Annotated in this window: 25 protein-coding genes, 1 tRNA gene and 1 pseudogene; 10 read left to right on the top strand and 17 right to left on the bottom strand. The window is 70.2% G+C overall.

Going from position 1 to position 24,856, the window contains the following annotated elements; all coding sequences use genetic code 11:
• On the top strand, window positions 1-1,037 hold a 1,037-nt coding region (locus DJ82_RS02405; RefSeq protein ID WP_094580977.1), incomplete at its 5' end, for a Gfo/Idh/MocA family protein.
• A 97-nt stretch (window positions 1,038-1,134) separates the two neighbouring features.
• Window positions 1,135-2,355: a DUF418 domain-containing protein gene (locus DJ82_RS02400; protein ID WP_094580976.1), complete on the top strand. Its 1,221-nt coding sequence runs from the start codon at window positions 1,135-1,137 to the stop codon at window positions 2,353-2,355.
• A 371-nt stretch (window positions 2,356-2,726) separates the two neighbouring features.
• Here the strand turns inward: DJ82_RS02400 and DJ82_RS02395 are convergent, their stop codons facing one another.
• The 4 genes from DJ82_RS02395 to DJ82_RS02380 all read right to left on the bottom strand — a co-directional run bounded on the left by DJ82_RS02395 (window position 2,727) and on the right by DJ82_RS02380 (window position 4,581).
• Complete coding sequence (locus tag DJ82_RS02395; protein WP_094580975.1) at window positions 2,727-3,446, bottom strand: fumarylacetoacetate hydrolase family protein; 720 nt, start codon at window positions 3,444-3,446, stop codon at window positions 2,727-2,729.
• Window positions 3,447-3,542: 96 nt separating this feature from the next.
• The gene (locus DJ82_RS02390) at window positions 3,543-3,959 is read right to left on the bottom strand and encodes a hypothetical protein (RefSeq protein WP_094524138.1); all 417 of its coding nucleotides are present in this window, start codon (window positions 3,957-3,959) and stop codon (window positions 3,543-3,545) included.
• A complete protein-coding gene (locus DJ82_RS02385) occupies window positions 3,959-4,303 on the bottom strand; it encodes a hypothetical protein (RefSeq protein ID WP_094524139.1) in 345 nt (114 codons plus the stop codon). Before DJ82_RS02385 ends, DJ82_RS02390 begins: the two co-directional genes overlap by 1 nt.
• Window positions 4,300-4,581: a ubiquitin-like small modifier protein 1 gene (locus tag DJ82_RS02380; protein WP_094524140.1), complete on the bottom strand. Its 282-nt coding sequence runs from the start codon at window positions 4,579-4,581 to the stop codon at window positions 4,300-4,302. The genes DJ82_RS02385 and DJ82_RS02380 overlap by 4 nt, the downstream gene beginning before the upstream one ends.
• Before the next feature lie 119 nt (window positions 4,582-4,700).
• On the opposite strand from DJ82_RS02380, the gene DJ82_RS02375 reads away from it, so the two are divergent.
• The gene (locus DJ82_RS02375) at window positions 4,701-6,230 is read left to right on the top strand and encodes a GMC family oxidoreductase (protein ID WP_094580974.1); all 1,530 of its coding nucleotides are present in this window, start codon (window positions 4,701-4,703) and stop codon (window positions 6,228-6,230) included.
• Window positions 6,231-6,269: 39 nt separating this feature from the next.
• Here DJ82_RS02375 and DJ82_RS02370 read toward each other — a convergent pair whose 3' ends face one another.
• From DJ82_RS02370 to DJ82_RS02360, 3 genes are read right to left on the bottom strand one after another with little or no spacing between them, the layout of a single operon-like run.
• Window positions 6,270-6,653, bottom strand: coding sequence for a hypothetical protein (locus tag DJ82_RS02370; protein ID WP_094558008.1), 384 nt, complete (start codon window positions 6,651-6,653; stop codon window positions 6,270-6,272).
• Window positions 6,641-7,486 (bottom strand): alpha/beta hydrolase, encoded by an 846-nt coding sequence (locus DJ82_RS02365; RefSeq protein WP_198947999.1) that lies wholly within the window; start codon window positions 7,484-7,486, stop codon window positions 6,641-6,643. Before DJ82_RS02365 ends, DJ82_RS02370 begins: the two co-directional genes overlap by 13 nt.
• The gene (locus DJ82_RS02360) at window positions 7,483-8,481 is read right to left on the bottom strand and encodes a phosphate uptake regulator PhoU (protein ID WP_094558009.1); all 999 of its coding nucleotides are present in this window, start codon (window positions 8,479-8,481) and stop codon (window positions 7,483-7,485) included. The genes DJ82_RS02365 and DJ82_RS02360 overlap by 4 nt, the downstream gene beginning before the upstream one ends.
• Window positions 8,482-8,737: 256 nt before the next feature.
• Here DJ82_RS02360 and DJ82_RS02355 point away from each other — a divergent pair, with 256 nt between their 5' ends.
• Window positions 8,738-9,145, top strand: a complete 408-nt coding sequence (locus tag DJ82_RS02355) for a MaoC/PaaZ C-terminal domain-containing protein (RefSeq protein WP_094526456.1) — start codon at window positions 8,738-8,740, stop codon at window positions 9,143-9,145.
• Between the two features lie 35 nt (window positions 9,146-9,180).
• Here DJ82_RS02355 and DJ82_RS02350 read toward each other — a convergent pair whose 3' ends face one another.
• The 8 genes and pseudogenes from DJ82_RS02350 to DJ82_RS02315 form a co-directional block, all read right to left on the bottom strand.
• The gene (locus DJ82_RS02350; RefSeq protein WP_094580973.1) at window positions 9,181-10,200 is read right to left on the bottom strand and encodes a 3-oxoacyl-ACP synthase; all 1,020 of its coding nucleotides are present in this window, start codon (window positions 10,198-10,200) and stop codon (window positions 9,181-9,183) included.
• The gene (locus tag DJ82_RS02345) at window positions 10,197-11,426 is read right to left on the bottom strand and encodes a branched-chain amino acid ABC transporter permease (RefSeq protein ID WP_094524146.1); all 1,230 of its coding nucleotides are present in this window, start codon (window positions 11,424-11,426) and stop codon (window positions 10,197-10,199) included. The genes DJ82_RS02350 and DJ82_RS02345 overlap by 4 nt, the downstream gene beginning before the upstream one ends.
• A 79-nt stretch (window positions 11,427-11,505) precedes the next feature.
• Entirely contained in the window at window positions 11,506-12,540 is a 1,035-nt protein-coding gene (locus DJ82_RS02340; protein WP_094580972.1) for a branched-chain amino acid ABC transporter permease, read from the bottom strand.
• Window positions 12,537-13,235 (bottom strand): ABC transporter ATP-binding protein, encoded by a 699-nt coding sequence (locus DJ82_RS02335; RefSeq protein WP_094524148.1) that lies wholly within the window; start codon window positions 13,233-13,235, stop codon window positions 12,537-12,539. The genes DJ82_RS02340 and DJ82_RS02335 overlap by 4 nt, the downstream gene beginning before the upstream one ends.
• A gap of 977 nt (window positions 13,236-14,212) precedes the next feature.
• Window positions 14,213-15,650: pseudogene (locus DJ82_RS02330) on the bottom strand (ABC transporter substrate-binding protein); the annotation flags it as partial.
• A 172-nt stretch (window positions 15,651-15,822) separates the two neighbouring features.
• A complete protein-coding gene (locus tag DJ82_RS02325; RefSeq protein WP_094524151.1) occupies window positions 15,823-16,524 on the bottom strand; it encodes a helix-turn-helix domain-containing protein in 702 nt (233 codons plus the stop codon).
• A 133-nt stretch (window positions 16,525-16,657) separates the two neighbouring features.
• Complete coding sequence (locus DJ82_RS02320) at window positions 16,658-18,244, bottom strand: AMP-binding protein (RefSeq protein WP_094580971.1); 1,587 nt, start codon at window positions 18,242-18,244, stop codon at window positions 16,658-16,660.
• Window position 18,245: 1 nt separating this feature from the next.
• Window positions 18,246-19,052 carry an alpha/beta fold hydrolase gene (locus DJ82_RS02315; protein ID WP_094526461.1) on the bottom strand — a complete coding sequence of 269 codons (807 nt, stop codon included), beginning with the start codon at window positions 19,050-19,052 and terminating at the stop codon, window positions 18,246-18,248.
• 194 nt (window positions 19,053-19,246) lie between these two features.
• On the opposite strand from DJ82_RS02315, the gene DJ82_RS02310 reads away from it, so the two are divergent.
• From DJ82_RS02310 to DJ82_RS02300, 3 genes are all read left to right on the top strand, one after another.
• Window positions 19,247-19,357 (top strand) — tRNA-Glu (locus DJ82_RS02310).
• Window positions 19,358-19,450: 93 nt separating this feature from the next.
• Window positions 19,451-20,626 (top strand): cystathionine gamma-synthase, encoded by a 1,176-nt coding sequence (locus DJ82_RS02305; protein WP_094580970.1) that lies wholly within the window; start codon window positions 19,451-19,453, stop codon window positions 20,624-20,626.
• Between the two features lie 155 nt (window positions 20,627-20,781).
• Window positions 20,782-21,729 carry a D-2-hydroxyacid dehydrogenase gene (locus tag DJ82_RS02300; protein ID WP_094526463.1) on the top strand — a complete coding sequence of 316 codons (948 nt, stop codon included), beginning with the start codon at window positions 20,782-20,784 and terminating at the stop codon, window positions 21,727-21,729.
• A gap of 72 nt (window positions 21,730-21,801) precedes the next feature.
• Here the strand turns inward: DJ82_RS02300 and DJ82_RS02295 are convergent, their stop codons facing one another.
• On the bottom strand, window positions 21,802-22,368 hold the full coding sequence (locus tag DJ82_RS02295) for a peptidylprolyl isomerase (RefSeq protein WP_094580969.1): 567 nt from the start codon (window positions 22,366-22,368) through the stop codon (window positions 21,802-21,804).
• Window positions 22,369-22,471: 103 nt separating this feature from the next.
• Between DJ82_RS02295 and DJ82_RS02290 the strand changes: the two genes are divergently transcribed.
• The 3 genes from DJ82_RS02290 to truA all read left to right on the top strand — a co-directional run bounded on the left by DJ82_RS02290 (window position 22,472) and on the right by truA (window position 24,256).
• Window positions 22,472-22,672 (top strand): XapX domain-containing protein, encoded by a 201-nt coding sequence (locus tag DJ82_RS02290; RefSeq protein ID WP_094524157.1) that lies wholly within the window; start codon window positions 22,472-22,474, stop codon window positions 22,670-22,672.
• A 145-nt stretch (window positions 22,673-22,817) separates the two neighbouring features.
• Window positions 22,818-23,345 (top strand): universal stress protein, encoded by a 528-nt coding sequence (locus tag DJ82_RS02285; RefSeq protein ID WP_094526465.1) that lies wholly within the window; start codon window positions 22,818-22,820, stop codon window positions 23,343-23,345.
• Complete coding sequence (gene truA, locus DJ82_RS02280; protein ID WP_094580968.1) at window positions 23,342-24,256, top strand: tRNA pseudouridine(38-40) synthase TruA; 915 nt, start codon at window positions 23,342-23,344, stop codon at window positions 24,254-24,256. Before DJ82_RS02285 ends, truA begins: the two co-directional genes overlap by 4 nt.
• Here the strand turns inward: truA and DJ82_RS02275 are convergent.
• Window positions 24,253-24,801, bottom strand: a complete 549-nt coding sequence (locus DJ82_RS02275; RefSeq protein WP_094580967.1) for an Rrf2 family transcriptional regulator — start codon at window positions 24,799-24,801, stop codon at window positions 24,253-24,255. The two genes, truA and DJ82_RS02275, sit on opposite strands and share 4 nt — an antisense overlap.
• Between the last annotated feature and the right edge of the window lie 55 nt (window positions 24,802-24,856).

Genomic DNA, 24,856 nt, shown 5'->3' with positions numbered 1-24,856 from the left:
TCGGCCTCGGCGGGATCGGGAAGCACCACGCGACGAAGCTGACGGAGCGCGGCGCGAACCTCGTCGGCGGCATGGACATCGACGCCGACGCCCGGCGGCGGTTCCACGAGGAGTTCGACGTCCACGCGTACGAGAGCGAGACGGACCTGTACGAGGACTGCGACGCCGTCCTGATCACGACGCCGAACCGCTTCCACGAGGAGTACGCCGTCTCGGCGCTGAAGGCCGGCCTCGACGTGCTCTTGGAGAAGCCGCTCGCACACACGGTCGAGAGCGCCGAGCGCATCGCCGCGGCCGCCCGCGACGCCGAGGGGTTCTGCATGGTCGGGTTCAACAACCGGTTCGCGGAGCCCGTCCAGGTGATCAAAGGCTACCAGGACGAGGGGCGGTTCGGCGAGACGACCCACGTCGAGGCGAACTACGTCCGCCGCCGGGGAGTCCCCGGCCGCGGCTCGTGGTTCACGTCGGGCGACGTCGCCGGGGGCGGCGCGCTCATCGACCTCGGCGTCCACGCCGTCGACCTGGCGCTGTACTTCCTCGACCACCCGGAGGTCGTCGAGGTGTCGGGCGAGACGCGCTCCGAGTTCGGGAGCCGCGACGACTACGCGTTCGTCCACATGTGGGGCGACGACAACGGCGCCGAGGGGTTCGACGTCGAGGACTCGGCGTCGGCGTTCATCCGCGATGCCGACGGCAACACGGTGTCGCTGGAGGTCGCGTGGGCGACGAACCGACCGACGAACGATGAGTTCGTGATCCGCGGGACGGAGGCGGGCGCGACGTTCGACCGCGGCAGCGACGAGCTCACGATCCACGAGGCGCGCTCCTTCGACGGCGACAGCCACCACTTCTCCGACACCGAGGTCGAGACCCGCGAGGGCGACAGCCACGGGGCCGAGCAGGCGGCGTTCCTCGAAGCGGTCGCCGCGGGCGAGGCGCCCGCGATCAACACGATCGACGAGGCGCTCTCCGTCCAGCGCGTCATCGACGCCATCTACCGATCCTCGGAGCGCGGCGAGGCCGTCCGGCTGGACTGAGGCCGGCCCGGTCCCGCCCTCGGCCCGAGTCCCCGCCGTCTCCGGCTCCCGCTATCCGAACCTATTCGGTCCTCCGGTTCCTCCTCGGAAGCAATCCGTGACACGCGACGCCGGCCCGACCCCGCCCTCCGAACGCATCGTCAGCCTCGACGCGCTCAGAGGGTTCGCCCTGCTCGGAATCCTGCTCATCAACGTCTGGGTGTTCGCGATGCCGGAGGCGTCGCTGTTGAACCCCACCGTGTACGCCGATTCCACCGTCTACGGCGACTTCACAGGCGCGAACTACTGGGCGTGGTTCGCCGGCCACGTGTTCGCGCAGTCGAAGCTCATCACGCTGTTCTCGGCGCTGTTCGGCGCCGGAGTCCTGCTGTTCGTCGGGAGCAAAGAGGAGAAGGGACAGGACGCGGTCCGGCTCCACTACCGGCGGACCGCGGTGCTCATCGCGGTCGGACTCGCGCACGCGTACCTGCTGTGGTACGGCGACATCCTCGTCGCCTACGGCTTCACCGGGCTGTTCCTGATCACGGTCCGCGACATGGACGCGAAACGGCTGGCGGCGCTCGGCGGGCTCTTCCTGCTGTTCGTTCCCGTCACGGAGCTGTTCGCCGCGGTCAGCATCGGCGGCGACGCGATCGCGTCTCAGTGGGCGCCGAGCGAGGCCGCCCTGCGCCAGGAGGTGGCGACCTACCGGAGCGGCTGGCTCGAACAGATGGACCACCGCGTCTCCGCCTCCTTCCAGCGACAGACGTCCGGCTTCATCGGGTCCAGCTTCTGGCGCGTCGGCGGCGTGATGCTGCTCGGAATGGCGCTGTACCGCTGGGGCGTGCTCACCGGCGAGCGCTCGGCGCGGTTTTATAAGCGGCTCGTCGCCGGCGGGGTCGTCGGCGTCGCGGTCGTCGTCGCCAGCGTCGCCTACATCGAGGCGAACGACTGGAGCGCGGGCGCGGCGCTGTACTGGCGTCAGTTCAACTACTGGGGGAGCCTCCTCGTCGCCGGGGGGTACGTCGGGCTCGTCATGCTGTACGCGAAGCGGCGGCCCGACGGTCCGGTGACGAGGACCTTCGCCGCGGTCGGACGGACCGCGTTCACCAACTACCTCCTCCAGACAGTGCTCGCGACCTCGATCTTCTACGGCCACGGCCTCGGCCTGTTCGGCTCCGTGAACCGCGTCGAACAGTACGGGATCGTCCTCGCCATCTGGGTCGTGCAGGTGGTGCTGTCGGTGGCGTGGCTCAACTACTACCGATACGGCCCCGTGGAGTGGGTCTGGCGGACGCTGACGTACGGGGAGCGGCAGCCGCTGAAGAATCCGAACTAATCGAATTTCGCTGGCCGTCTTTTTCCCGGGTCGATCGTAGTCTGTGTATATGTCGTTGCCGTCGTTGGCACGACGAACCCCTCCGACCCTCCGGCGGCTCGCTTATAAATAATCGAACACGCGTCGACGGTGAAGGCAAACAAAGCTCCAGCCGTGAGGCGCGCCCCGCACCGCAACCGCAGCCTCACGCCTCCCCAGCCTCGCCGCTGGCACCCTCCGCTTCGCTTCGGGAGCCAGCGACTCCCTCGCGAGCGCTCTCGCCGGCGGCTACGCCGCCGGCTGTCAGAGGGACCTTCGGTCCCTCGCTCCTCGCGGCCTCCGGCCGCTCAAAAAGCACGCGCCACCGCACGCTTATTAAAATAAGCCGTCAGTCACGACACGTCGACGACTCGGTTCGACAGCGTCCCGACGCCCTCGTAGGTGATCTCGACGCGCTCGCCCGGTTCGACGAGCCCGGGGTTCGCCGGGCTCCCGAAGGCGACGCAGTCGCCGGGCTCGAAGGTGAACCGCTCCGAGAGGTACGAGACGATCTCGTGGGGACCGAACAGCATCAGCTCGGTGTTCGCGTCCTGACGCTGCTCCCCGCCGACCGTCGTCGAGATGTCGAGGCTCGTCGGGTCGACGTCGGTCTCGATCCACGGGCCGAGGGGCGCTGAGCCGTCGAACGCCTTCCGCGCGGTCCGCCCCTGCTGGTCGAGCGCGTCGACGTCGTTCATCACCGTGTAGCCGCGGACGACCTCGGGAACGTCCTCGGGGGCGACATCCCGGCAGCGCTCGTCGATGACGGCGACCAGCTCGCCGGCGTACGTCAGCTCGTCGGTCCACTCGGGGTACGCGGTCGACTCGCCGTGCGCGAGCAGGCTCGCCGGCGGTTTGATGAAGAAGTCGGGCTCCTCGGGGCGCTCGTACTCCATCTGATCGAGTGTCTCGACGTAGTTCCGCCCGACGCAGTAGAGCGCGCTCGGGTCGCAGGGCGGGAGGAGCCGCCCGTCGCGACCGACCTCGTAGCGGCCGTCGTCGTCGACGATCGTCCCGTCCTCGTAGCGTCCGGAGACCGGTCCGTCCGGCGTGAGCAGGCGTGCGAGTCGCATGGCGGCACGTCCACGCGGGGGCGTCGAAAAGGCGTCGGTCGCGGTCAGTCGTCGTCGCGGTCGATCGCGGTCAGTCGTCGTCGCGGTCGATCGCGGTCAGTCGTCGTCGGTCGCGGTCCCGATCACCACGCCAGACCGGATCTCCAGCGCGGTCTCGTACTCCTCGCGCCGCGTCCGACCCGAGCCCGCCCGCTCGACAGCCGTCTCGTGGGCGCGGGCGACGGCGTCGCGCTCGCGGTCAGTGAGTCCCAGCCGCTCCCCCACGCTCTCCCAGTGGTCGGGCTCCACGAGGAACGTCTCGCGGTCAGGCTCGGTCGCGATGCGCTCGTACCGCCGCCTGTACTCATCGATCCGCGGGCTCAGGTCCGCCTGCACGCGGGCGAGGAGGGAGGGGAGCCGCTCGGCGGGGACGCTGGCGAGCGCCGCCGTCTTGACCAGCGCGGTCCCGTCGATCGGGTAGTCGCCGTTCGGCGACGTCGACCCCGTCCCGGGTGACTCCTCGTCGCCGGCCATCAGCCTCCGGCCCGCATCGCCTTCTGACGGTACTTCGGGAGGAGCTCGGCCAGCGCGTCCGGGTCGCCGACGAACTCGGCGGTCACTTCGGTGAGTCGAATCGCAGCCGCGGCCGTCACCGTCTCGGCGCTGAGCGCGACGCGCCACCCGTCGCCGTCCACGCGGGTCGCCTCGGCCGGGTCGTCCGTGCCCACGAGCGTCCCGCCGAGGTTGACGAGGTAGTGGGCCGCGAGCCGCCGGGAAATCCCGCGGTACGCGACCGTCTCGCGCTCCCAGCCCTCCTCCGCGGGCGGGGGACCGTCGACGGGCTCGGTCCCGCCGCTCGCCTCGCCGTCGGGGGTCATGCGCCGCCCGCGACCGGCGGGAACACCGAGAGCCGGTCGCCGTCCTCCAACGCCGTCTCCAGCCCGTCGAGGTGAAGCACCTCGCGGCCGTTCTTGAGCACGTTGATCTGGGGCGCGAGGCCGCCGTCGACGACCAGGCGACCGTTCATCCCCTCGTACTCCGCTTCTAGCTCCCGCAACACGTCTCCGACACTCGACCCGTCGGCGAACTCCGCCTCGACGATTTTCCCGCCGGCGGCCTCGCGAAACGTCGCGAAGAACCGCAGTTCCAGTTCCATATGCGCGTAATCGGTCCGGACCGACATAAAACGGTCCCGAGAAGCGGGGAGGAACCACACCGCTCGTGCGATGTGGTACCATAGCTTTAGGTTCCACCGGTCCGTCCGATCACTCGGAAATGTCAAGCAAGGCGTACGATTACGCGGTCGTCGGCGCCGGGTCGGCGGGCTGCGTGGTCGCGCGGCGGCTAGTTGAGCGGGGGAACGACGTGATTTTACTCGAAGCGGGGGCACCCGACGAGAACCACGAGGAGCGGATCAACACACCGGTCCGCTTTCCGGAGCTGTTCAAGTCCGAGGCCGACTGGGAGTACTACACGGAGCCGCAGCCGGAGATGAACGACCGCCGGCTGTACCATCCCCGCGGGAAGACCCTCGGGGGGTCGAGCTCGCTGAACGCGATGATCTACAACCGGGGCGTTCCCTGGGACTACGACAACTGGGCGTCGATGGGGAACGACGGCTGGAGCCACGACGAGATGCTCGACGCGTTCAAACGGAGCGAGGACTTCGTCGGCACCGGAGACGAGGAGTTCCACGGGACGGGGGGACCGCTGACCGTCGACGACCTGTCCGACCCGCACCCGGCCTCCGAGGCGTTCGTAGACGCGGCCGAGGAGTGCGGCATCGAGCGGAACGCCGACATCAACGGGCGACGGCAGACCGGTGCGGGACTGTACCACGTGACGCAGCGGGACGGGAAGCGGTGCAGCAGCGCCGCGGCGTTCATCAAACCGGTACTGGACCGCGCCGGGCTGACCGTCGAGACCCGCGCACACGTCACCGGTATCCGGTTCGACGACGCGACCCGCGCCGAGGGCGTCGACTACCGACGCGACGGCGAGACGCACGAGGTCGACGTCTCGGAGGAGGTGGTGCTCAGCGCGGGGGCGTACGACACGCCGCAGCTACTGATGTGCTCCGGCGTGGGGCCGGCAGAGCACCTCCGCGACCACGACGTCGACGTGGTCGCCGACCGACCGGGCGTCGGCCGGAACCTCCAGGACCACCTGTTCAGCTTCGTCGTGTACGATCGGACCGACGACGAGCCGCCGGCGCCGACGTCGAACATCGGGGAGGGCGCCGGGTACACCTACGTCGACGACGACGAGCCGGCGCCGGACCTCCAGTTCCACTTCTGTCCGACGTACTACATGAACCACGGCTTCGACAACCCCGACGGGCTCGGGTTCTCGATCGGCGCGACGCAAGTGCGGCCCGAGAGCCGGGGGCGGGTCGAGCTCGCCTCCGCCGATCCCACCGATGACCCCGTCGTCGATCCGCGGTACCTCTCGGCCGAGCCGGACCTCGAGGTCCTCCGCGAGGGCGTCAAGCGGGCCCGTGAGATCGCTCGGGCCGACGCCCTCGACCCGTATCGCGGCGCGGAGGTCTGGCCGGGCGAGGACGTCGAGACAGACGCGGAGATCGAGGAACACGTGCGCGAGACCGCTCACACGGTGTACCACCCGGTCGGGACGTGTCGGATGGGGGACGACGAGTCGGCGGTCGACGACGATCGGCTCCGTGTGCACGGCGTGGACGGCGTCCGGGTCGCCGACACGTCGGTGATGCCGACGATTCCGAGCGGCAACACCAACGCGCCCGCGATCGCCGTCGGCGAGCGGGCGGCGTCGCTGCTCGAGGCCTGACCGGCCGGTTCGCCCGGCGGGACCGCGTTCGGAAGGGGACTACAGGTCCGAGAGCCGGATCCCGTCCTCGACGAGCCGGAAATTCCGCTCGCGACCCAGCTCGTCGCCGAGCCACTCGTGTTCGTACAGCTGTCCGATCAGTTCCACGTAGAGGTTCCGCCATGCGATGGCGTAGATCGGGGACTGCCCCCACGCGCGCAGTTCCGGGACGAACTCGTGGTACGTGCTCGCCTGCGTCTCCATTCGCTCGACCGCGTCGGCGACGACCTCGGCCGCCTCCGCGGGCTCGGCGCCCTCGATCTCCTCGTTGATCCGCGACTGAATGCCGGCGATGGCGCGACGCATGTCCTGTTCGGCGGTCTCGTCCTCCTCGGGGAGCGACTCGACGACCCCTCGCGGCACGCCGAGCTCTATCTCTGGCATACCGAATCGTCCGGCGGCGACGCTGAAAAAACCCGCTCACCGATCCGCCGCTCGACGGGGGCCTCCACGAGCCACCGACCGGTGAGCGTCCCGACCCGATCACGCGCGGCCGCCGGGTCGGTCGATACCCACTCGTCTCCCCGCTGCGGCCCGTAGGCGCCGAACCCGGCGTGATTGACCCCGTCGAGCTCGATCACCCGGGCGTCGTCGGGCAGGTTCGACCGGCTCTCGCGCTCGCGGTCCGCGTCGATCACCCCGTCGGCGCCCCCGAGCACCGAGAGGACCCGCAGCCCGCTCTCTGAGACGTCGCTGTCGCAGTAGGCGGCGTGGAGGACGAGCCCGTCGAGGTCGACGGCGTTGGCCGCCGCGTACCGACAGGCCATCGCGCCGCCGAGCGAGTGGCCGCCGACGTACCACGACTCGACCGCCGGGAGCGCCGCCCGCGCGTCGTCGGCCCGGTTCGGTCCGAGCACCGCGAGGTTCAGCGGCACGTCGACGATCACGACGGCGACGTCTCGCCCCGCGACCGTCGCCGCGGCGGTCGGGACGTAACTCTCCGGGTTCACGCGCGCGCCGGGATAGTAGGCGAGTCCGACCGTCTCCGCGGTCACCGGCCCGCTCCGAACGACCGTCAGCCCGTCGAGCCGCTCGACGGTGACGGCCGACGAGGACTCGACCGCGTTCACCGCCGCCTCCTCCGGGCCCGCGCCGACCGCGAAGTAGAGCCCGGCACCGGTCGCGAGAACCGCCGCACCCAGCGCGATCACCGCGACGGCGACGGCGACGGTGCGTCGGGAGGGGAGCCGACCCGTGTCGTCTCCCTCGGGGCTCACGGGGTCGGCGCGGCCTTCTGGAGAGCCGTCTCCGCGATGTTGCCGCCGTAGTCGGCCGACCGGAGCACGGAGTCGACGACGAGGCCGAGCAGCTGCGCGCGGGCCGGGTCCAGGTCGCGGAGGAGTTCGTCGATCGCGCGCACCCGCTCGTCGATCGCCCTGACGCCCGTGCGAGCGTCGTTCGCCAGCCGCGTCGCCTCGTCGCTGTCGTCGGCGAACAGCGCGTCCATCGCGGTGTCGATCACCTCGACCGCGTCGCCGTGGAGGTCGTTGACCGCCTCGACGACCTCGTCGGGGAGCGGCTCGTCGATGCTGAGCGTCAGGTGGCCGATCTTCGTCGCGTGGTCGCCGATCCGCTCCAGCTGGCGGGCGCTGGAGTGGTAGTCGAAACACTCCTCGCGCGGGAGGCCGAGCTCTTCGGCCGCCTTCGGCGTGCGAAGCGTCGCGCGGAAGATCCGGGAGACGACGAGCCAGAGCCGATCGAGGTCGTCGTCGCGGCCGATCACGTCGCGGGCGAGGTCGTGGTCGAGATCGGAGAGCGCGGCGAGCGCGTCCTCCAGCATCGACAGCGATATCAGCCGCATCCGGGTGACGGCGTTGTGGATCGACAGCTCCGAGGAGTCGAGCAGGTCCTGGATGACGACCCGCTCGCGCGTCTCCTCTAACACCTCCAGGCCGACGAGGCTCTGGACCGCCTCGCGGATGGCGGAGCGCTGCTCGGTGGAAATCTCGGCGCCCTCCAGTTCGATCACGTCGAACCCGCTGACGTACATCGTCGTCACCGCCCGGGTGAGCGCCTGCCCCGAGAGGTCGGTGACGTCGAGCGTCCCGCGGGTGCGCTCCTCCTCCGACCGCGGCGTGAGGAACAGCGAGTCCCCGTCGGGGAAGAACTCGATCTTGGTGCCGGCCTCCACGCCGTTTTCCGTCGCCCACGTCTTCGGGATCGAGACCGTGTACGTCGAGCCGCCGGTGACCTGCACCTTCCTCGTTTCCATGTATACAGATCGCACACGATATCCCTTAAGTTTATTCAAAATATATACTCCTACCGCGTCTCGGATAGACGACGCAAGTCGCATCTCAGCGGTCATAATTCGGATGGAAGCCGCGAGCAAGCCCTAACTGTCAGTCATAATATAATAATTATATATCCCTATATATTTCGGGTCGCGGGCCGAGCGGGCCGCTCGGCACGTCGACGTTCGAGGGTGAACACCGGGGTTGAGGTTCCGGGACGCAGAATACTGAGTCATGCCAGTCGCGACTGTCGGCGAGACGGCGTCCCACGAGGTACAGGTCACGGACGAGGCGATCGACGCGTTCGCCGAGCTCTCCGGCGACGACAACCCGATCCACCTCGACGACGCCTACGCCGCGGAGTCGATGTTCGGCGGACGCGTCGCGCACGGAATGTTGTCGGCCGCGGCGGTCTCGGCGGCGCTCGCGTCGCTCCCGGGCGACATCGTCTATCTCGAGCAGGAGCTGTCGTTCAACGCGCCCGTCCGTCCGGGCGAGACGCTCAGGGCCGCCGTCGAGGTCGTCGAGGACCTCGGCGGCGACCGACTGCGGGTGCGGACGGAGGCGTTCGTGGACGCGCGCGAGGAGCGCGTCCTCGACGGGGAAGCGACGATACTCTCGGTGGCCCACGAGGACGACTGACCGCGCGGACCGACGCCCCGACGCAAAGCGGCCCGCTACCCGTGCCAGCGGAGCACCGTCGCCGCCCACGTGTACCCGGTGCCCGCGGCGAGGAAGCAGACGAGGTCGCCGTCTGCGAGCCGACCGTCGGCCAGCCCCTCCTCGACGGCGAGCGCCTGATCGACGCTCTGGACGTGGCCGTACTCGTCGAGGTAGTAGCCGTCCCGCTCGGGGTCGAGCCCGAGCTCCTCCAGCACCATGTCGTGGAAGGACCGCTTCATGTGCGTGAGCGCGACGAAGTCGAGGTCGGTCCGCTCGAACCCCGACCGCGACAGCGCCTCGTCGGCGACGGAGCGGAACGCCGGCAGCGAGACCGGGCCCAGTCGCTCCTTCATCCCGTCGGGGTCGGGGACCTGCAGCGCGTGGAGCCCCTCGCGCACCGTCGCCTCGCTCGGCGGCGGCTTCGACCCGCCAGCGGGCATCACGACGTCGTCGGCGAAGGAGCCGTCCGTCTCGGCCGCGCTCTCGTGAACCGTCGCGCGGGCGCGGTCGCCGGGGTCGGCCTCGACGACGAACGCGCTCGCGCCGCTCCCGAAGTTGAACATGAACGACGCGTCCTCGTCCTCGTAGTCGACGAGGTCCTCCTCCCGGCTCGCCGAGACGAGCAGCGCGGTGTCGGTCTCCTCGACCGCGAGCTGAGCGGCCGCCTGCCGGAGCGCTATCGGGGCGCCGGCACAGAGCGTGTAGCTCTCGGTGGCGTAGGCGTTCTCGGCGCCCAACGCCTCGGCTATCGCGGCCGCGGCCGACCACACCACGTGGTCTTTGAACTCCGAGCCGTGGTAGAGGAGGAGGTCGACCGCGGTCGGGTCGACGTCGGCGTCCGCGAGCGCCTCGCGGGCCGCCTGCTCGGCCATGTCCGTCGCGTGGTCCCCGTCTCGCGGGCAGACGTGCTTCTCGGTCACGCCCATCTTCTCGACGACGACCTCCTCGGGGATCCCGCTGATCGCGGCGATCTCCGCGCCGGTGATCGTGTCTGGCGGCACGTATGTCCCGAGGCCGGTGATTCCGACCGTCATCGGCGGTACCTCCGTATCCGCTCCGGCAGGCGCTTGCCGACGGTCCCCCCGAGCCGGTCGCGCACCGTGCCGAGGATCCCGTTGGGGACGAACAGCACGAAGAGCACGAAAACGATCCCGAGGTACAGCGGCGCTCGTCCGGCCAGAGCGGTGTTGACGAACAGCTCGACGCTGAGCCCGAAGACGTCGGTCTCGAGGACGGTCGCCGGGACCCCTTCACGGATGTAGGTCGCGAGACCGCCGCTCTCGGTCGAGAGCACGTCCTCCAGCCACTGGTGGAACGCCGTGCCGAACAGCGGTCCCGCCAGCGTGCCGAACCCGCCGATGATCGTCGTGATCAGCGCGTCGGCGGTGACGAGGAAGAAGTAGGAGTTGTCCGGCGACACCGACCGGGCGTACGCGGCGAAGATCCCGCCGGCGACCGCCCCGAAGAAGCCGCTGATCGCGAACGCGGCCAGTTTGAACCGGTAGGTCGGATAGCCGACGGCGCGGGCGCGCTCCTCGTTCTCGCGGATGGCGACCATCACCCGCCCGAACGGCGAGTGGAGGATCCGCTGCATCGCGAAGTACGAGGCTAAGACGACGGCGCCCAGCGCGTAGTAGGAGACCACCGTCGCGGAGACGTCGATCCCCAGGCCGAGTAGATTCTCGACGCTGGTGCCGGTGAGCCGTCCGACCCGGAGGCTCAGCGCGTCGACGTACGGGACGCCGATCGCGAGCCCGTCGCCCCCGATCGTCGCCCCCTCTTGGGGGTTCGTGGAGACGTACCCCCACGAGCGGATCAGCTCGTAGATCACCTGCGCGAACCCGAGCGTGATCATCGCGAAGTACACCCCCGTGAGCCGGAACGAGACCGAGCCGATGACCAGCGCCAGCAGCGCCGCGAGCAGCGCGCCGAGCAGCAGCGTGATCATGAACGGCGTCCCGCCCGGGATCCCGGGGATCTGCCCGTTCGCCGCGAGCACGACGAAGTACGCCCCGGTGCCGTAGAACGCGGCGTGGCCGAACGAGAGGTAGCCCGTGTAGCCGCTGACGAAGTCGAAGCTCATCGCGAACAGCCCCATGTACAACACGGCGATCATGAACGTGATCCCCGGGAGGAACGCCGCCGTCTCGGCCGCCAGCGGCGACGACTCCAGCGCGCCGTTGACCGGCGGGTACAGGAAGAAGACGAGGACGACGGCGGCGTGGACCGCGTGGTCCCGGGCGTAGTCGGCGAGGGTCACGGCGCGGTCGACATCGCTGACTTCCGCGTCGTCGTGCCCGGCGTCGGCCCCCGCGTCGTCGGCGGAGGAGTCGGGGTCGCTAATGGCCGCCCACCTCCTCGACGCCGTAGAGGCCCTGCGGCCTGACGATCAGCATGCCGACTAACAGCAAGAAGATCGTCACCTCGGAGAGGCCGGAGAAGGTGACGACGCCGGTCGTGAACAGCCACGTCGTCACCGAGTCCGCGATGCCCACGATCCCCGCGGCGACGACGGTGCCGCGGAAGCTCCCGAGCCCGCCGATGATCACGACGACGAACGCGTACAGGAGCACGTCGATGCTCAGCAGGACGCTCGGCCCCCAGATCGGGTCCCACATCAGCACGACCCCGCCGACCGCGGCGAGGCCCGTCCCGACGCCGAAGACGACGGTGAACGCCCGGCGGACGTCGATCCCGAGCGCCTGCACCATCTCGGTGTCCTCGCTCCCGGCCCGGATGTATAATCCGTACAGCGTCCGGGTGAGGAACAACCAGACGGCGACGAGGACGACGCCGCCGATCAGCACCTCGAACAGGTAGAGCCGCCGCACTGCGATCCCGAGGAAGTCGGTCCGTCCCAGCAGCACGTCCGGCGCGGTACCCATCGGCGCCTGCCACTGCGGGTCCGGCTGGATGCCCCGCAGCGTCAACACGATCCGCGCGACCTCCTCGATGATCAGCGAGACGCCGAACGTCAGCAGGATCTGGTAGGTCGGCGTGCGGTCGTAGATCGGTCGGATCAGCTTCAGCTCGATGAGACTGCCCGCCGCGGTGGTGACGGCGAAGACGATCGCCATCGCGGCGAAGAAGACGCCGATCGTCGCGAGCGTCCCCGTCCGGGAGCCGACGACCAGAACGAGCACGAGCCCGCCGAGGTACGCGCCGACCATCGTGACGGCGCCGTGGGCGAAGTTGAGCACGCCCATCAGCCCGAACACGAGTGTGAGCCCCACCGCGATGGTGAAGTAGACGGCGGCCTTGCCGAGCCCCTCGACGAGGACGCGGACCGCGGTCCGGAGCCCGTCGGCGGCGCCGCCCGTCGCGAGCAGCGGGGCCGGGTCCGCGACGCCGAGGGAGAGCGCGGTCGCGCTCATGCGGTGAGGTACCTCCGGATGCGCTCGTCCTCGCTCGTGACGCCGTCGGTGTCGCCCTCCTCGACGACGACGCCGTGGTCGACGAGGTAAAACCGGTCGGCCAGGTCCATCGCGAGCCGGAAGTTCTGCTCGACGAGTACCATCGTCGTGTCCGCGGAGGCCGCGCGGAGCGCCTCGACGACGTCGCTCACGATCTGCGGCGCGAGCCCCTCGCTGGGCTCGTCGACGAGCAGCAGGTCGTTGTCGCCGAGCATCCCGCGGGCGATCGCGAGCATCTGCTGTTGGCCGCCGCTGAGGTCGCCGGCCTCCTTGTCGGCGAACCGCTCAAGGGCCGGGAAGAGGTCGTACGCCTCCCCGATCCGGGCGTCCGGGTCGGCCGCGGCGTGGGCGGCGACGCGGAGGTTCTCCGCGACGGTCAGGTGCGCGAACACCCGCCGGTCCTCCGGCACCCACCCCATTCCGCCGCCGGCGATCTCGTGGGGCTCGCGGCCGGTGACGTCCTCGCCTTTGAATCGGACCGTCCCGCGCCGCGGCGGCGTCAGCCCGAGCGCGGTCCGTAGCGTCGTCGTCTTACCGACCCCGTTGCGACCGACGAGCGCGACGATCTCGTCGTCTTCGACGGTCAGGTCGAGCCCCTGCAGGATGTGGCTCTCGCCGTAGTACGTGTGGACGCCCTCGAACTCCAACACGCTCACCGGCCGCCACCTCCGCGGTTCGGCGTTCGCCCAGACGCTCGGCCCCGTTCGGCCGGCGGGGCTCGCCCTGTCGGCCGGTCGACGCGACGACCGCCGTCGGTCGCGCGCGGAGCCCGTCCCGTCGGCCCCGCGCTCTGCTCCTCGCCGGTGGCGTCGCCCTCGCGCCGTAGTCCGCCGAGATATCGCCTCCTTGACGGCCGGGTCGTTCCGGACCGATCGGCGGGCCGTCCGCGATGAGCTCGCCGCGGTGGAGCAACCGCGATGCGTCGGAGATGCCCATCACCACGTCCATGTTGGTGTTCGAATCAGCATCACGGAGTGGTCGGCGCACCGTCCTCGATCCAAGGCGCGACAACGTTCGTCGACCCCCTCGCTGTAGACCCCGGCGGTCGGCTCGTCGATCAGGAGCAGGTCGGTCGCCCGTCGAGCGAGACGCGACCTCAGGCTTCCCGTTTCTCGCCGTGACTGAAGGATCTCCGCGACGCGTCGGGCCCTCCATCGATCGATCCGGTCGAGGATTGGTGGGCTCCCTCGTAATGCGCGTCGAACGACCGAACGTGCGCCAGAGCTTCCAGCGTCGCCGCCCCGCGCCGCCTGCGCCGCGATCCGGACCGTTCTTCCCAGCCCGTGAGCGTCGGGAAAGACGGTTGCGTGATCTGGTACGACCGGTGAATCCCGCCAGCGCCGTCTCGTGAGGGAGGCGTCCGTTATGTCGCGGGTGCCGACCCGCCGTCTCCGCCCTCGCGGCCTGGCCGACTGGCGCCCCCGCGGCTCCGGAGAACGGTGCGAACCGGATCGCGCGTCGGACGGCTCCACACTCCAGTGAGGAGGTTGAAGAACGTCGTCTTCCCCGGCGCCAGTTCGTGGCCGATGGCGAGCAGAGCCGCCGGACTCCAGCGCGAAGTCGACACGTCGCCGCCGTGATCTCCGAACCGCTTCGTCAGCCCGTTCGGTTTCGGAGCAAGCATCACAGCGAGGCAGCTGGCGTCCTCCTGGGACCATGACGTCCTCGGCGTCGAGCCGTTCGAGCGGCTCGCCGGGCATGATGGGCGCGTCCCACGTCTCGGCGAACTCGTCGCTCGTGGGGACCGGCCAGGCGACGGTCATCTGGGAGGCGCCCTGGTTGTTGTGGCCCTGGAAGGTGTAGCCGTCGGCGCCCTTCGGCGTGTCGGCGACGGTCATCCCGCGCAGCGCCTCCGCGACGTCGGCGCCGTCCGTCGACCCGGACTCCGTGACGGCCTGCGAGAGGGCGGAGGCGGCGGTGAACGTCCCCGAGCTGAACAGGTCGGGGACGATGTCGTACGCGTCGATGTGCATCTGTCGGAACTCCTCGTTGATCGGGTTCTCGTACTGGTTCCAGTGGTACCGGCTGGTGAACGGACCGAGCCCGGCGTCCTTGATGTCCTGCTCGGTGAAGCCCTCGCCGAGCGCCGACTCGATCGTGCCGCCGATGAGCTGGGTCGTCAGCAGCGCCGCGAACCCGCCGAACACCTGCACGTCGAACGAGATCGCCGAGGTGAGGAACTGCGGCAGCGTCGACGCCGTGAACCCGCCGACGACGCCGGACGCGCCGTTCGAGACGGCCTCCTCGAAGAGCCCGTCGAACTCGGAGTAGCCGACCTCGACGAACCGCGGCTCCAGCACCTCGACGCCCTGACTCTCGAGGACCGCGGTGTAGTTCTCCGCGACGCTCTGTCCGAAGGCGTTGTCGGACGCGAACACCGCGACCGTGTCGATGTCGAAGTTCTCGGCGACGTACGTGCCGCCCGCACGCGCGTCCATCGCGGTGTGCTCGCTCGCGCGGAACGCCAGCGGGTGACAGAACTCCTCGTTCACCGTGATGCCCGCGTCGGCCGCGGGACCGATGAGGTACGGGACCTCGGACTCGTCGACGACGGTGTCGATCAGGCGCCGCGCGCTGTCCGAGGACGTGCCCCCGAAGAGGACGTCGACGTCCTCGTCGAGCACGAGGTTCGTCGCGACGTTCTGTGCGGTGTCGGGGCTGAACTGGGTGTCCTCGACGATGATCTCGTAGGTCGGGCCGTCGTCCGTCTCCAGCGTGTAGGTGCCCGGCGTGAGCTCCTCGATCGGATCGACGTCGTGTTTGTACGCCAGCCCGGAGTAGAACCCCATGAGGCTGATCTGGCCGTAGTACTGGAGGTCACCGGAGGTCGGCTGCAGCGCCCCGATCCGGAGCGTCTCCCCGGAGAGGTCTCCGCCGTCGCCTCCGTCCTCTCCGTCGCCGGATCCCCCGTCTTCGCCGTCGCCGCAGCCGCCGTCGCCGCCGTCGCCGCTCCCGCCGTCGCTCCCGTCGCCGCCGTTTCCGGAGCAGCCGGCGAGTCCTGCGAGTCCGACTCCGCCGACCGCGGCGCCAGTTCGTCGAAGATACGACCGTCGCGTGGTTACGTCTCGCATACGCATACCGACGAGACACACCGGCAAAAGGGGCCGAGTTAAGATGTTAACAAGCGACGCGAAACCGCGAGGGATCAGGCGAAACCGCGAGGGATCAGGCGAAAACGCTCGCTCACGCGGAGAATCAAGGGGCCGGGCGAGTCACGGACTCAGTCGACCGCAGTCGCCCGGCTCAGTTCATCCGGTCGAGCGCCTGCACGACGCTACGGAGCAGTTTCTTCTCGCCGCGGCGCATGTTCTTCGAGACCGCCGCCGTCGACACGTCGAACTCGTCGGCGAGCGTCGAGAGGGTCGCCTCTCGCGGCGACTCGAAGTAGCCGGCGTCCGCCGCCGTCTCGATGGTCTCGCGCTCGACGTCGGTGAGGTCGCGGCAGGCCTCCAACATCGTGGAGGCCGCGTTCGCGTTGCGCATGGTGTCGAACAGCGACTCCATCGACAGCTCCGAGCGGTCCTCGACCACGAACTCGTTGCCCTTCTCCAAGTCGTGTAGCGCCGCCTCCGTGGTCTCGTCGTCGTCGAAGCCGACCTGCCACTGCTCGGAGCCGTCGGCGATCCGGAACGGGCCCGTGATGTAGCCGCCGTGGTCGGTGATCGTCGACATCGCGTTCGTCTCCTCGATGACCGTCCGGATGATCGCGGTGTCGTCCCGCTTCGAGAACAGGCGGTACTCGGCCATGTTCTCGTGGTCGCGGAGCCTCTGCAGGCCCTCGCTCAGCTCGTAGCGGTCGGACGACTCGACGAGCAGTCGGGTCTCCAGCTGTTCGGCCGCCGTGTCGAGCTGCCAATGCATCGCGGAGAACCCGACGTCGTGGTCCGCGGAGGTGTCGATGAACGGGCAGTCGAACTGCTCCATATCCATCGTGACGTCGATCATGGCCTCCCCTTATCTCCCACATATATAACGGTTGTTCCTGTGGGACGCCCGCCACGTCGTGAGACGGCCGAAAACGGCGGGATAGCGCCCGACAGCTCGTTCCCGGCACGCTCGGCTCGGTCGCGTCGGACCGTCACTCCCCGAACCGCTCCTCGATCGCCGCCCGGTCGATCTTCGACGGGCCCGACGTCGGCATCTCCTCGACGAACGCGAGCCCCTTCGGCACCGCGTACCCGGCGACGCGGGAGGCGAGGTGCGAGCGCAGGTCGTCGAGCGTCAGCGACTCGTCGCCCACGACCACCGCCTTCCCGACGGTCCCCCACTCCTCGCTCGGAATCCCGATCACGACGGCCTCCTCGATCTCGGGGTGATCCGTGAGCGCGTCCTCGACTCGCGGCGGGTAGACGTTCTCCCCGCCGGAGACGAACATGTTCTTCTTGCGACCCTCGATGTGGTAGTAGCCGTCCGCGTCGACGCGGGCCAGATCGCCCGTCGAGACCCAGTCGCCGAACGTCTCGGCCGTCTCCTCGTCGTCGTTCCAGTAGCGGTCCGCCGCCGCGGGGCCGGCCAATTCAAGCTCGCCGACGGTCCCGTCCGGGACCGGGCCGTCCTCGTCGACCACGCGCGCGTCGACCGCGAGCGCGGGCACGCCGACGCTGGCGGTCTTCTCCGGCGGGAAGCCGTCGGGCATCGCGAAGTTGTTCGGGCCGCACTCCGTGAGCCCGTACCCCTGCGATATTTCCACGCCGCGGTCGCGCCACGCGTCGATGACGCTCTCGCGGCACGGCCCGCCCCCGCTCTTGACGAACCGCAGGGAGGAGAGATCGGTGTCGGCCCACTCGTCGTGGCGCGCCATCATCCGGACGACCGCGGGGACCGCGACGAGCGTCGTCGCGCGTTCGCGCTCGACGTCGGCGAGGACGCGGCCGGGATCGACCTCGGGGCTCAACAGGATCCGCGCCCCCATCTGGAGGAAGGGGACGGTGAGCACGTTCCACCCACCGGTGTGGAACATCGGGAACACCATCGGCGTCACGTCGTCCTCGCGGAGCCCCCACGCCGTGATCGTGTTGAACGCGTTCCAGCGGATCGCGCCGTGGCTGATCACCGTCTCCTTCGGCGTGCCCGTCGAACCGCCGGTGTGGAGGAAGAGGTGCGGGTCGGCGAGCGAGACGGCGGCGGTCTCGACCGGCGAACCGTCGTCGGGGAGGTCAGCCCCGAGCGTGCGCCACGCGTTGTCCGCGTCGGTCGCGATCGCGCGCACCGGGGGCTCGACGTCGGCGCGCTCCAAGGCGTCGACCACGTCGCCCTCGAACGGCGTCTCGGCCGCGAGGAGCGCGGGGTCGACGTCGCCGAGGACCGCCGCGAGCTCGCGCTCCGCGAGCCGGTGGGAGAGTGGGGCCAACACCGCCCCGACCTTCGCCGTCGCGAAGAACAGGTCGAGCAGCTCCACGCGATTCCGCGAGACGACGGCCACGCGGTCGCCCTTCCCGACGCCGACCTCGCGGAGGAACCGCGCGGTGCGGTTGGCGCGCTCGTCGAGGTCGGCGTACGTGTACTCCTCGCCCGCGGCCGTGTCCGTGACGGCGACGCGGTCGGGCGAGAGTCGCGCTCGGCGCGCCGACAGCGACCCCACCCACTCGTACGCCCGGTCGCCGTGCGGGTGCGGCCGGGGGTCGTCGGCTCCCTCCCCGCCACTCCGCGGATCGTTCCCGGCCATCTCAGGCGACCCCGTCGAGGAACGACCGGATCCTGTCGTCGACGGCGTCCCGCTCCTCGATGAAGAAGAGGTGGGGCCCGCCCTCGATCCGTTCGACCGTCGCGTGCCGGATGAGTTCGGCCAGACGGTCCGCGTTCTCGACCGGGAGCACCCGGTCGGCGGTGCCGTGGACCACCAGCGTCGGGACCGACAGCTCGCCGAGCCGGTCGGACGCGTCGAACGCGGCGACCGCGGCGGCCTGCGCCTCCCGGCCCGCGGGCGTCGCGTCGCCCGACAGCCGCCAGTCGACGATCCGATCGACGAGCTCCGGCTCGCGCTCGTAGAACCCGTCGCTCACCGCGGGCTCCATCAGGTACCGGATCCGCTCCCGCGGGTCCGCGTCCTCGGGCGCGGAGAAGATGTGATCTTGAACCTCGGGCGGCGTCTCGGCCGCGCCCTCGCCGCCTGGCGAGGTGCAAAGCAGGGTCAGCGAGGCGACCCGCTCGTCGGTCAGCGCGAGCTCCTGCGCGATCATGCCGCCCATCGAGGCGCCGCAGACGTGCACCCGGTCGACGCCGCGGTCGTCGAGCACGGCCCGCGCGTCGGCCGCCATCTCGGCGATCGCGTACGGCCCCTCCGGGACGTCGGAGTCGCCGGTCCCGCGGTTGTCGGGACGGAGCACCTCGTACCCGTCCGCGAGGTCCTCGGTCAGCCACCGCCACATCCAGCGACCGTACCCCAGCCCCTCTAAGAGGAGGACCGTCGCGCCGTCGCTCGTCCCGTCGACGGCGTAATTTATCGCGACGCCGTCGCGTGTCGCTCTCGGCATACCAGTACAGACGGGGTCGCGCCGCATCAACCCGCACGTTAACGTTTCAACCACCCCACCGGTGTCAAGCGGACTCAACGCGCCGACCGCTCTCGACGGCGGGGCGGAATCCGGGGACGAAGCCCCTGTCGAGGCGTCCCACGGTGACGGGAGTTGAGAAGAGTTAAATCGGATGCGGCACAAGCGGAAATCGCGCTCGGTTGGTGTAGTCCGGCCAATCATGTTGGCCTTTCGACGGATGCGGCGCATCGGTGCGCCGGTTCGGAAGTCAGCCGACGACCAGGGTTCAAATCCCTGACCGAGCACTTCTCGCGAAACCGCTCCGGCAGCGACGGGTCCGTTCGGCCACCGCCGCTCCGAAGGGGAAGAATCACCACGCTCGCCGACGAGTCCCCGATATGAGCGACCACCCCGAAGGCGACGACCCGCGCTTCGAGACCCGCGCGATCCACGCGGGACAGGAGCCCGACCCCGAGACCGGCGCGCTGATGACGCCGATCCACGCGAACTCCACGTACGAGCAGGACGGACCGGGCGACCACCGCGGCTACGAGTACAGCCGGACCGGGAACCCGACGCGGACCGACTTGGAGGCGAACCTCGCGTCGCTGGAGTCGGGGAGCCACGCGCGCTGCTTCTCCTCGGGCATGGCCGCGATCAACACCGTCCTGAACCTGCTGTCGGCGGGCGACCAGGTCGTCGCCGGCGACGACGTGTACGGCGGCACCCACCGCATCCTCACGCAGGTGTACGACGAGTACGACGTCGACACCACCTTCGTCGACACCACCGACCACGACGCCGTGCGGGACGCGGTACGGGAGGAGACGGAGCTGGTGTGGGTCGAGACGCCGACGAACCCCCTGATGAACGTCAACGACATCGGCGCGCTCGCGGACATCGCCCACGCCAACGACGCGCTCTGTGCGGTCGACAACACGTTCGCGACCCCGTACCTCCAGCGTCCGCTCGAACACGGCGCCGACGTCGTCTGCCAGTCGCTGACGAAGTACCTCGGCGGCCACTCCGACACGATCGGCGGCGCGCTCATCGTCGACGACGAGGGACTCGACGAGCGACTCGGCTTCTACCAGAACTCGGTGGGCGCGACCCCCGGCCCGTTCGACTGCTTCCTCGTGCTCCGCGGGACGAAGACGCTCCCGGTGCGGATGGACCGCCACTGCGAGAACGCCGCGGCGCTCGCGGAGTGGCTCGAGTCCCACGACGACGTGAGCCGCGTCTACTACCCCGGCCTGGAGAGCCACCCGGACCACGAGCTCGCCGCAGAGCAGATGGACGCGTTCGGCGGCATGCTCTCCTTCGAGTTCGACGGGAGCCTCGATCAGGCGTCGACCGTCGTGAGCGAGACCGAGGTGTTCACGCTCGCGGAGTCGCTCGGCGGGGTCGAGAGCCTCATCGAGCAGCCGGCCGCGATGACCCACGCCGCGATCCCGCGCGAGGAGCGTCTCGCGGCGGGGCTCACGGACGGACTCATCCGCGTCTCCGTCGGCCTCGAACACGTCGACGATATGAAGGCGGACCTGCAGGGCGCGTTCGACGCGGCCCTGGAGTAACCGAACTCCGCCGCGACCGCGCCCCACAACGGCCTCGCCCCGCACCGGCCACCTTCCGGACCGGCCACCTTCCGGACCGGCCGCCGCGCGCCCCGAATCCGGCACCCTTCGCCGCACGGGCACCCTTTATAACGGTCGCGCCGAGTGGCGTCGCCATGAGCGATCCAGACGTCCTCGTGCTGCGACAGACGATCCACGGATCGGACGCGTCGGACCTCGTCGCGTCGCTCCGCGAGCGACTCCCCGACCGCGAGATCGCGCTGGCCCGGACGCCGGCGGAGGAGCGCGAGCTGATCGCGACCGCCCGCGCCGCGGTGGGGCTCCACATCGACGAGGAGCTGTTGGCGGCCGCCGAGGAGCTCGAACTGTTCGCCTGCGTGTTCGCCGGGACCGGGCACCTCCCGCGCGAGGCGCTCGCGGACCGCGGCGTCGCCGTGACGAACGCCTCCGGCGTCCACGGCCCGAACATCGCCGAGTACGTCGTCGGGTCGATGATCACGCACGCCCGCCGGTGGCCGCGCGCGCACCGCCAGCAGGCGGACCGCGAGTGGCGCACCTACGAGACGACCGAGGTGTACGGCTCGACGGTCGCCGTCGTCGGGCTCGGCGCCATCGGGCAGACGGTCCTCGAACGGCTGGCGTCGTTCGACGTCGAGGCGGTCGGCGTCCGGTACTCGCCCGAGAAGGGCGGCCCGGCCGACGCGGTGTACGGCTTCGACGAGTTCCACGAGGCGATCGCCGACGCCGAGTACGTGGTGCTCGCGTGCCCGCTCACCGAGACGACGCGGGGGATCGTCGACGCGGAGGCGCTCAAAACGATGCGCTCCGACGCCGTCCTTATAAACGTAGCGCGCGGGCCGATCGTCGACACCGACGCCTTGGTCTCCTCGCTCAGGAACAGCCGGATTAGAGGGGCCGCCCTCGACGTGACCGACCCCGAACCCCTCCCGGAGGACCACCCGCTGTGGGGGCTCGGGAACGCCACGATCACCCCGCACAACGCCGGCCACACGCCGCACTACTACGACCGCGTCGCCGACATCCTCGCCGGCAACCTCACCAGGCTCGATGACGGCGAGGAGCTTGAGAATCGGGTAGTATAAGATACTCGGACGGCGGACCGCGGCGTCGACATCGGGGACCGCGGCGTCGACATCGGGGACCGCGGCGCCGGTCTACTCGTCGACGGCGACCTGCTCGATCTCGACCGTGTCGCGGGGCTCGTCGCGTCGGTCTGTCGGGACGGCGCCGATCTCTTCGACGACGTCCATCCCATCGATGACCTGGCCGAAGACGGCGTGCTTGCCGTCGAGGTGCGGGGTCGCGTCAAGCGTGATGAAGAACTGCGAGCCGTTCGTGTTCGGGCCGGAGTTCGCCATCGAGGGGATCCCCGGACCGTCGTGGGTGAGGTCGTCGTGGAACTCGTCGTCGAACTGGTAGCCGGGGCCGCCGCGGCCGTTCTCCTGCGGGTCGCCGCCCTGGATCATGAAGTCCTCGATGACGCGGTGGAAGACGTTCCCCTCGTACAGCGAGTCGCCGCGGACCTCGCCGCTCTCGGGGTCTTCCCACGTGTTGGTGTCGCGCGCGGGGTCGGCGTCCGCGGCGGGGTCGTGACGCGCCAGTCCGAGGAAGTTCTCGACCGTCTTCGGGGCGCGGTCGGCGAACAGCTCGACGACGACGTCGCCGTGGTTCGTCTGGAGCGTCACCTGCGGGTTGTCGGGGTTGGAAACCTCTCGTGCCATGTCGCCGTGAAGGGACGCGCGTCGGAAAACCCTACCCATCCCCGCCGCCGCGTCCCCGACCGCGAACACCGCGTTTATAAACGGACGTCGCCGACGCGTCGACATGGGTTCGACCACCGTCCTGACCGCCGCCGCGCTTCTCGTCGGGGTGACGGTCGGCGCGCTGTTCGCGTTCCTCCGCGTCCCGATCCCCGCCCCGCCGGAGTTACCGGGCGTGATGGCGATCGTCGGGATCTATCTCGGCTTCAAACTCGTCGGCTACGTCGGTGTGGGCTTCGACCTGCTCGACGCGCTCGGGCTGTAACGGTCCGCCCTCACCCGTCGCCTCGGCCGCCTCCACCCGTCGCTTCGGCCGCCTCCACCCGCCGATCCGTCCCGCTCGCGGGTCGACTGCGCCGCTCGCTCGAACGGCCGGTATCGTTTTGCACCCGGCCCGAGCAGTGCCGGGTATGTACGACGACATCCTCCTCCCGGTCGCGCCGGGCGGCGAGTCGAACGACGCCGTCCCGCACGCCGCCAGCCTCGCCGAGCGCTACGACGCCACCGTCCACGTCGTCTCAGCGGTCGACACGCTGGCGCAGACGCTCGGCGGGCCGCAGGCCGGGGCGTTCGCCGAACGGATCGAGGACGCCGCGCGAAAGCGCGTCGAGACGGTGACCGCGGAGCTCGATGACGCGGGGGTCGACGTCGTCGGCGACGTCAGGCAGGGCGAGCCGATCGACATCATCGAGGCCGCCATCGAGGACACCGGCGCCGACATCGTCGTGATGCCGAGCCACACTCGCAGCGGCCTTCGGCGAGTCCTCCTCGGAAGCGTCACCGAGAAGATAGTCCGGGTCTCTTCCGTTCCCGTCGTCACCGTGCCGATGGCCGTGGACGGCGACGACGCGACGACGGGCGAGGATGCGACGACGGGCGAGGATGCGACGACGGGCGACGCCGACGGGGGCGACGACCGGTCCGCAGACGGGACGTGACCGCCGCCGCGACGACTCGCGCGTTCCGGGTCGCGTACGACGGCCGCGAGTACGCCGGCTTCCAGCGCCAGCCCCACGCGACGACCGTCGAAGGCACCCTCCTCCGGGCGCTCGCGGAACACGGACTGCTCGATCGCGGGGACGGGCCGACGCACGCGACGCCGCCGGGCTACGCCGCGGCGGGCCGCACCGACGCCGGGGTCTCCGCGGTCGCGCAGACGGTCGCGTTCGAGGCGCCGACGTGGCTCACGCCGCGGGCGTTCAACGGGCACCTCCCGGGATCGGTGCGCGTCTGGGCGGCCGCGGACGTCCGGGACGGGTTCCACGCGACGCACGACGCGGTCCGGCGGACGTACCGGTACCACCTCTACGCGCCCGCGGCGGGTGCCTCCTCGCCGGCCCCCGACGGCGCCGTGGACGACGGACGCGTCCGCGACGCCCTCGATCGGCTCTCGGGCCGCCACGACTTCCACAACCTGACGAGCGACGACGCGGGGACCGTCCGGAACCTGACCGCGACCGTGTCCCGGGACGGCGACCTGCTCGTGGTCGAAGTCGCCGCCGACGGCTTCCCGCGCGCGCTGGTCCGCCGGCTCGTCGCCGCGGTCCGGGCGGTCGGACGGGGCCACACCGAGCCGTCGCGGATCGACCGCCTGCTCGACGCGGAGCCGGTGCCGGGGGAACTCGGCGTCGGCCCCGCGCCGCCCGAGCCGCTGGTGCTGTGGGACGTCGCGTACGACGGGGTCGCCTTCGACGTCGACCGGGAGGCCGCCGAGAGCGCCCGCGTCGCCTTCGGAGAGCGGTACCAGACGGCCCGTCACGCCGCCGCCGCGACGGGGGCGATCCGGGACCGGATCGCGTCGGGGGACCGCGTCGAGTCCGCGGAGCGCCGCGACGGCGACGCCTCTTAGTCGGCCGCGCTCTCCTCGGCGGCGTCGGCGGACGGGGTCTCCATCCCGTCGACGCGCAGGAGGAGGGTGTTACCGTCGACGTTCGTGGCGTCGACGGTCCCCGAGAGGCGCAGCCCGGCGGCCGGCGTCGGACCGACGGTGACGTGATCGCCGGCCTCGAAAGGACCGACCGGGCCGCGGATCACCAACTCAGCGCGGCAGAGTTCGGGGTTGGCGACGCTGGAGAGGTCGATCTCCTCGACGTTCACGCCCTCTACCGGGTCGCCGTCGACGGCGACCGGCGTGGTCTCGGCGTCGTCCATCCGCTCGACGCCGAGAGTCTCGTAGGCGCCGTCGGTGGGGACGTACCCGCCGTCGGGCCCCGGGACGCCCTCGACCAGCCGGAGGTCCCGAAGGCTCTGCATCCGGTTCCGGACCGTGCCGGCTTTGCGATCGATCGACTCGGCGATGTCACCCCCGGAGACCGGGAGATCGGCGTTTTCCGCGAGGTTCACGAGCGCGGTCAAGACGCGTTTCTGACTCGTCGTGAGCTGTATCGTCGACATACACGAATCCAACAAATTGATATGGATAAACGTTTGCTTCTACGCACCTTATATT

Origin of the sequence: Halorubrum sp. Ib24, assembly GCF_002252745.1 — an archaeon.
Lineage (GTDB): Archaea > Halobacteriota > Halobacteria > Halobacteriales > Haloferacaceae > Halorubrum.
This window is presented reverse-complemented; position numbering and strand designations above follow the sequence as displayed.

What these genes read in the sequence shown, in the direction of transcription:
- DJ82_RS02395 (WP_094580975.1), bottom strand. Translation starts at nt 3,446, where the DNA reads ATGCGACTCGCACGCCTGCTCACGCCGGACGGACCGGTCTCCGGACGC.
- DJ82_RS02390 (WP_094524138.1), bottom strand. Translation starts at nt 3,959, where the DNA reads ATGGCCGGCGACGAGGAGTCACCCGGGACGGGGTCGACGTCGCCGAAC.
- DJ82_RS02385 (WP_094524139.1), bottom strand. Translation starts at nt 4,303, where the DNA reads ATGACCCCCGACGGCGAGGCGAGCGGCGGGACCGAGCCCGTCGACGGT.
- DJ82_RS02380 (WP_094524140.1), bottom strand. Translation starts at nt 4,581, where the DNA reads ATGGAACTGGAACTGCGGTTCTTCGCGACGTTTCGCGAGGCCGCCGGC.
- DJ82_RS02375 (WP_094580974.1), top strand. Translation starts at nt 4,701, where the DNA reads ATGTCAAGCAAGGCGTACGATTACGCGGTCGTCGGCGCCGGGTCGGCG.
- DJ82_RS02370 (WP_094558008.1), bottom strand. Translation starts at nt 6,653, where the DNA reads ATGCCAGAGATAGAGCTCGGCGTGCCGCGAGGGGTCGTCGAGTCGCTC.
- DJ82_RS02360 (WP_094558009.1), bottom strand. Translation starts at nt 8,481, where the DNA reads ATGGAAACGAGGAAGGTGCAGGTCACCGGCGGCTCGACGTACACGGTC.
- DJ82_RS02355 (WP_094526456.1), top strand. Translation starts at nt 8,738, where the DNA reads ATGCCAGTCGCGACTGTCGGCGAGACGGCGTCCCACGAGGTACAGGTC.
- DJ82_RS02350 (WP_094580973.1), bottom strand. Translation starts at nt 10,200, where the DNA reads ATGACGGTCGGAATCACCGGCCTCGGGACATACGTGCCGCCAGACACG.
- DJ82_RS02340 (WP_094580972.1), bottom strand. Translation starts at nt 12,540, where the DNA reads ATGAGCGCGACCGCGCTCTCCCTCGGCGTCGCGGACCCGGCCCCGCTG.
- DJ82_RS02325 (WP_094524151.1), bottom strand. Translation starts at nt 16,524, where the DNA reads ATGATCGACGTCACGATGGATATGGAGCAGTTCGACTGCCCGTTCATC.
- DJ82_RS02320 (WP_094580971.1), bottom strand. Translation starts at nt 18,244, where the DNA reads ATGGCCGGGAACGATCCGCGGAGTGGCGGGGAGGGAGCCGACGACCCC.
- DJ82_RS02315 (WP_094526461.1), bottom strand. Translation starts at nt 19,052, where the DNA reads ATGCCGAGAGCGACACGCGACGGCGTCGCGATAAATTACGCCGTCGAC.
- DJ82_RS02305 (WP_094580970.1), top strand. Translation starts at nt 19,451, where the DNA reads ATGAGCGACCACCCCGAAGGCGACGACCCGCGCTTCGAGACCCGCGCG.
- DJ82_RS02300 (WP_094526463.1), top strand. Translation starts at nt 20,782, where the DNA reads ATGAGCGATCCAGACGTCCTCGTGCTGCGACAGACGATCCACGGATCG.
- DJ82_RS02295 (WP_094580969.1), bottom strand. Translation starts at nt 22,368, where the DNA reads ATGGCACGAGAGGTTTCCAACCCCGACAACCCGCAGGTGACGCTCCAG.
- DJ82_RS02290 (WP_094524157.1), top strand. Translation starts at nt 22,472, where the DNA reads ATGGGTTCGACCACCGTCCTGACCGCCGCCGCGCTTCTCGTCGGGGTG.
- DJ82_RS02285 (WP_094526465.1), top strand. Translation starts at nt 22,818, where the DNA reads ATGTACGACGACATCCTCCTCCCGGTCGCGCCGGGCGGCGAGTCGAAC.
- DJ82_RS02275 (WP_094580967.1), bottom strand. Translation starts at nt 24,801, where the DNA reads ATGTCGACGATACAGCTCACGACGAGTCAGAAACGCGTCTTGACCGCG.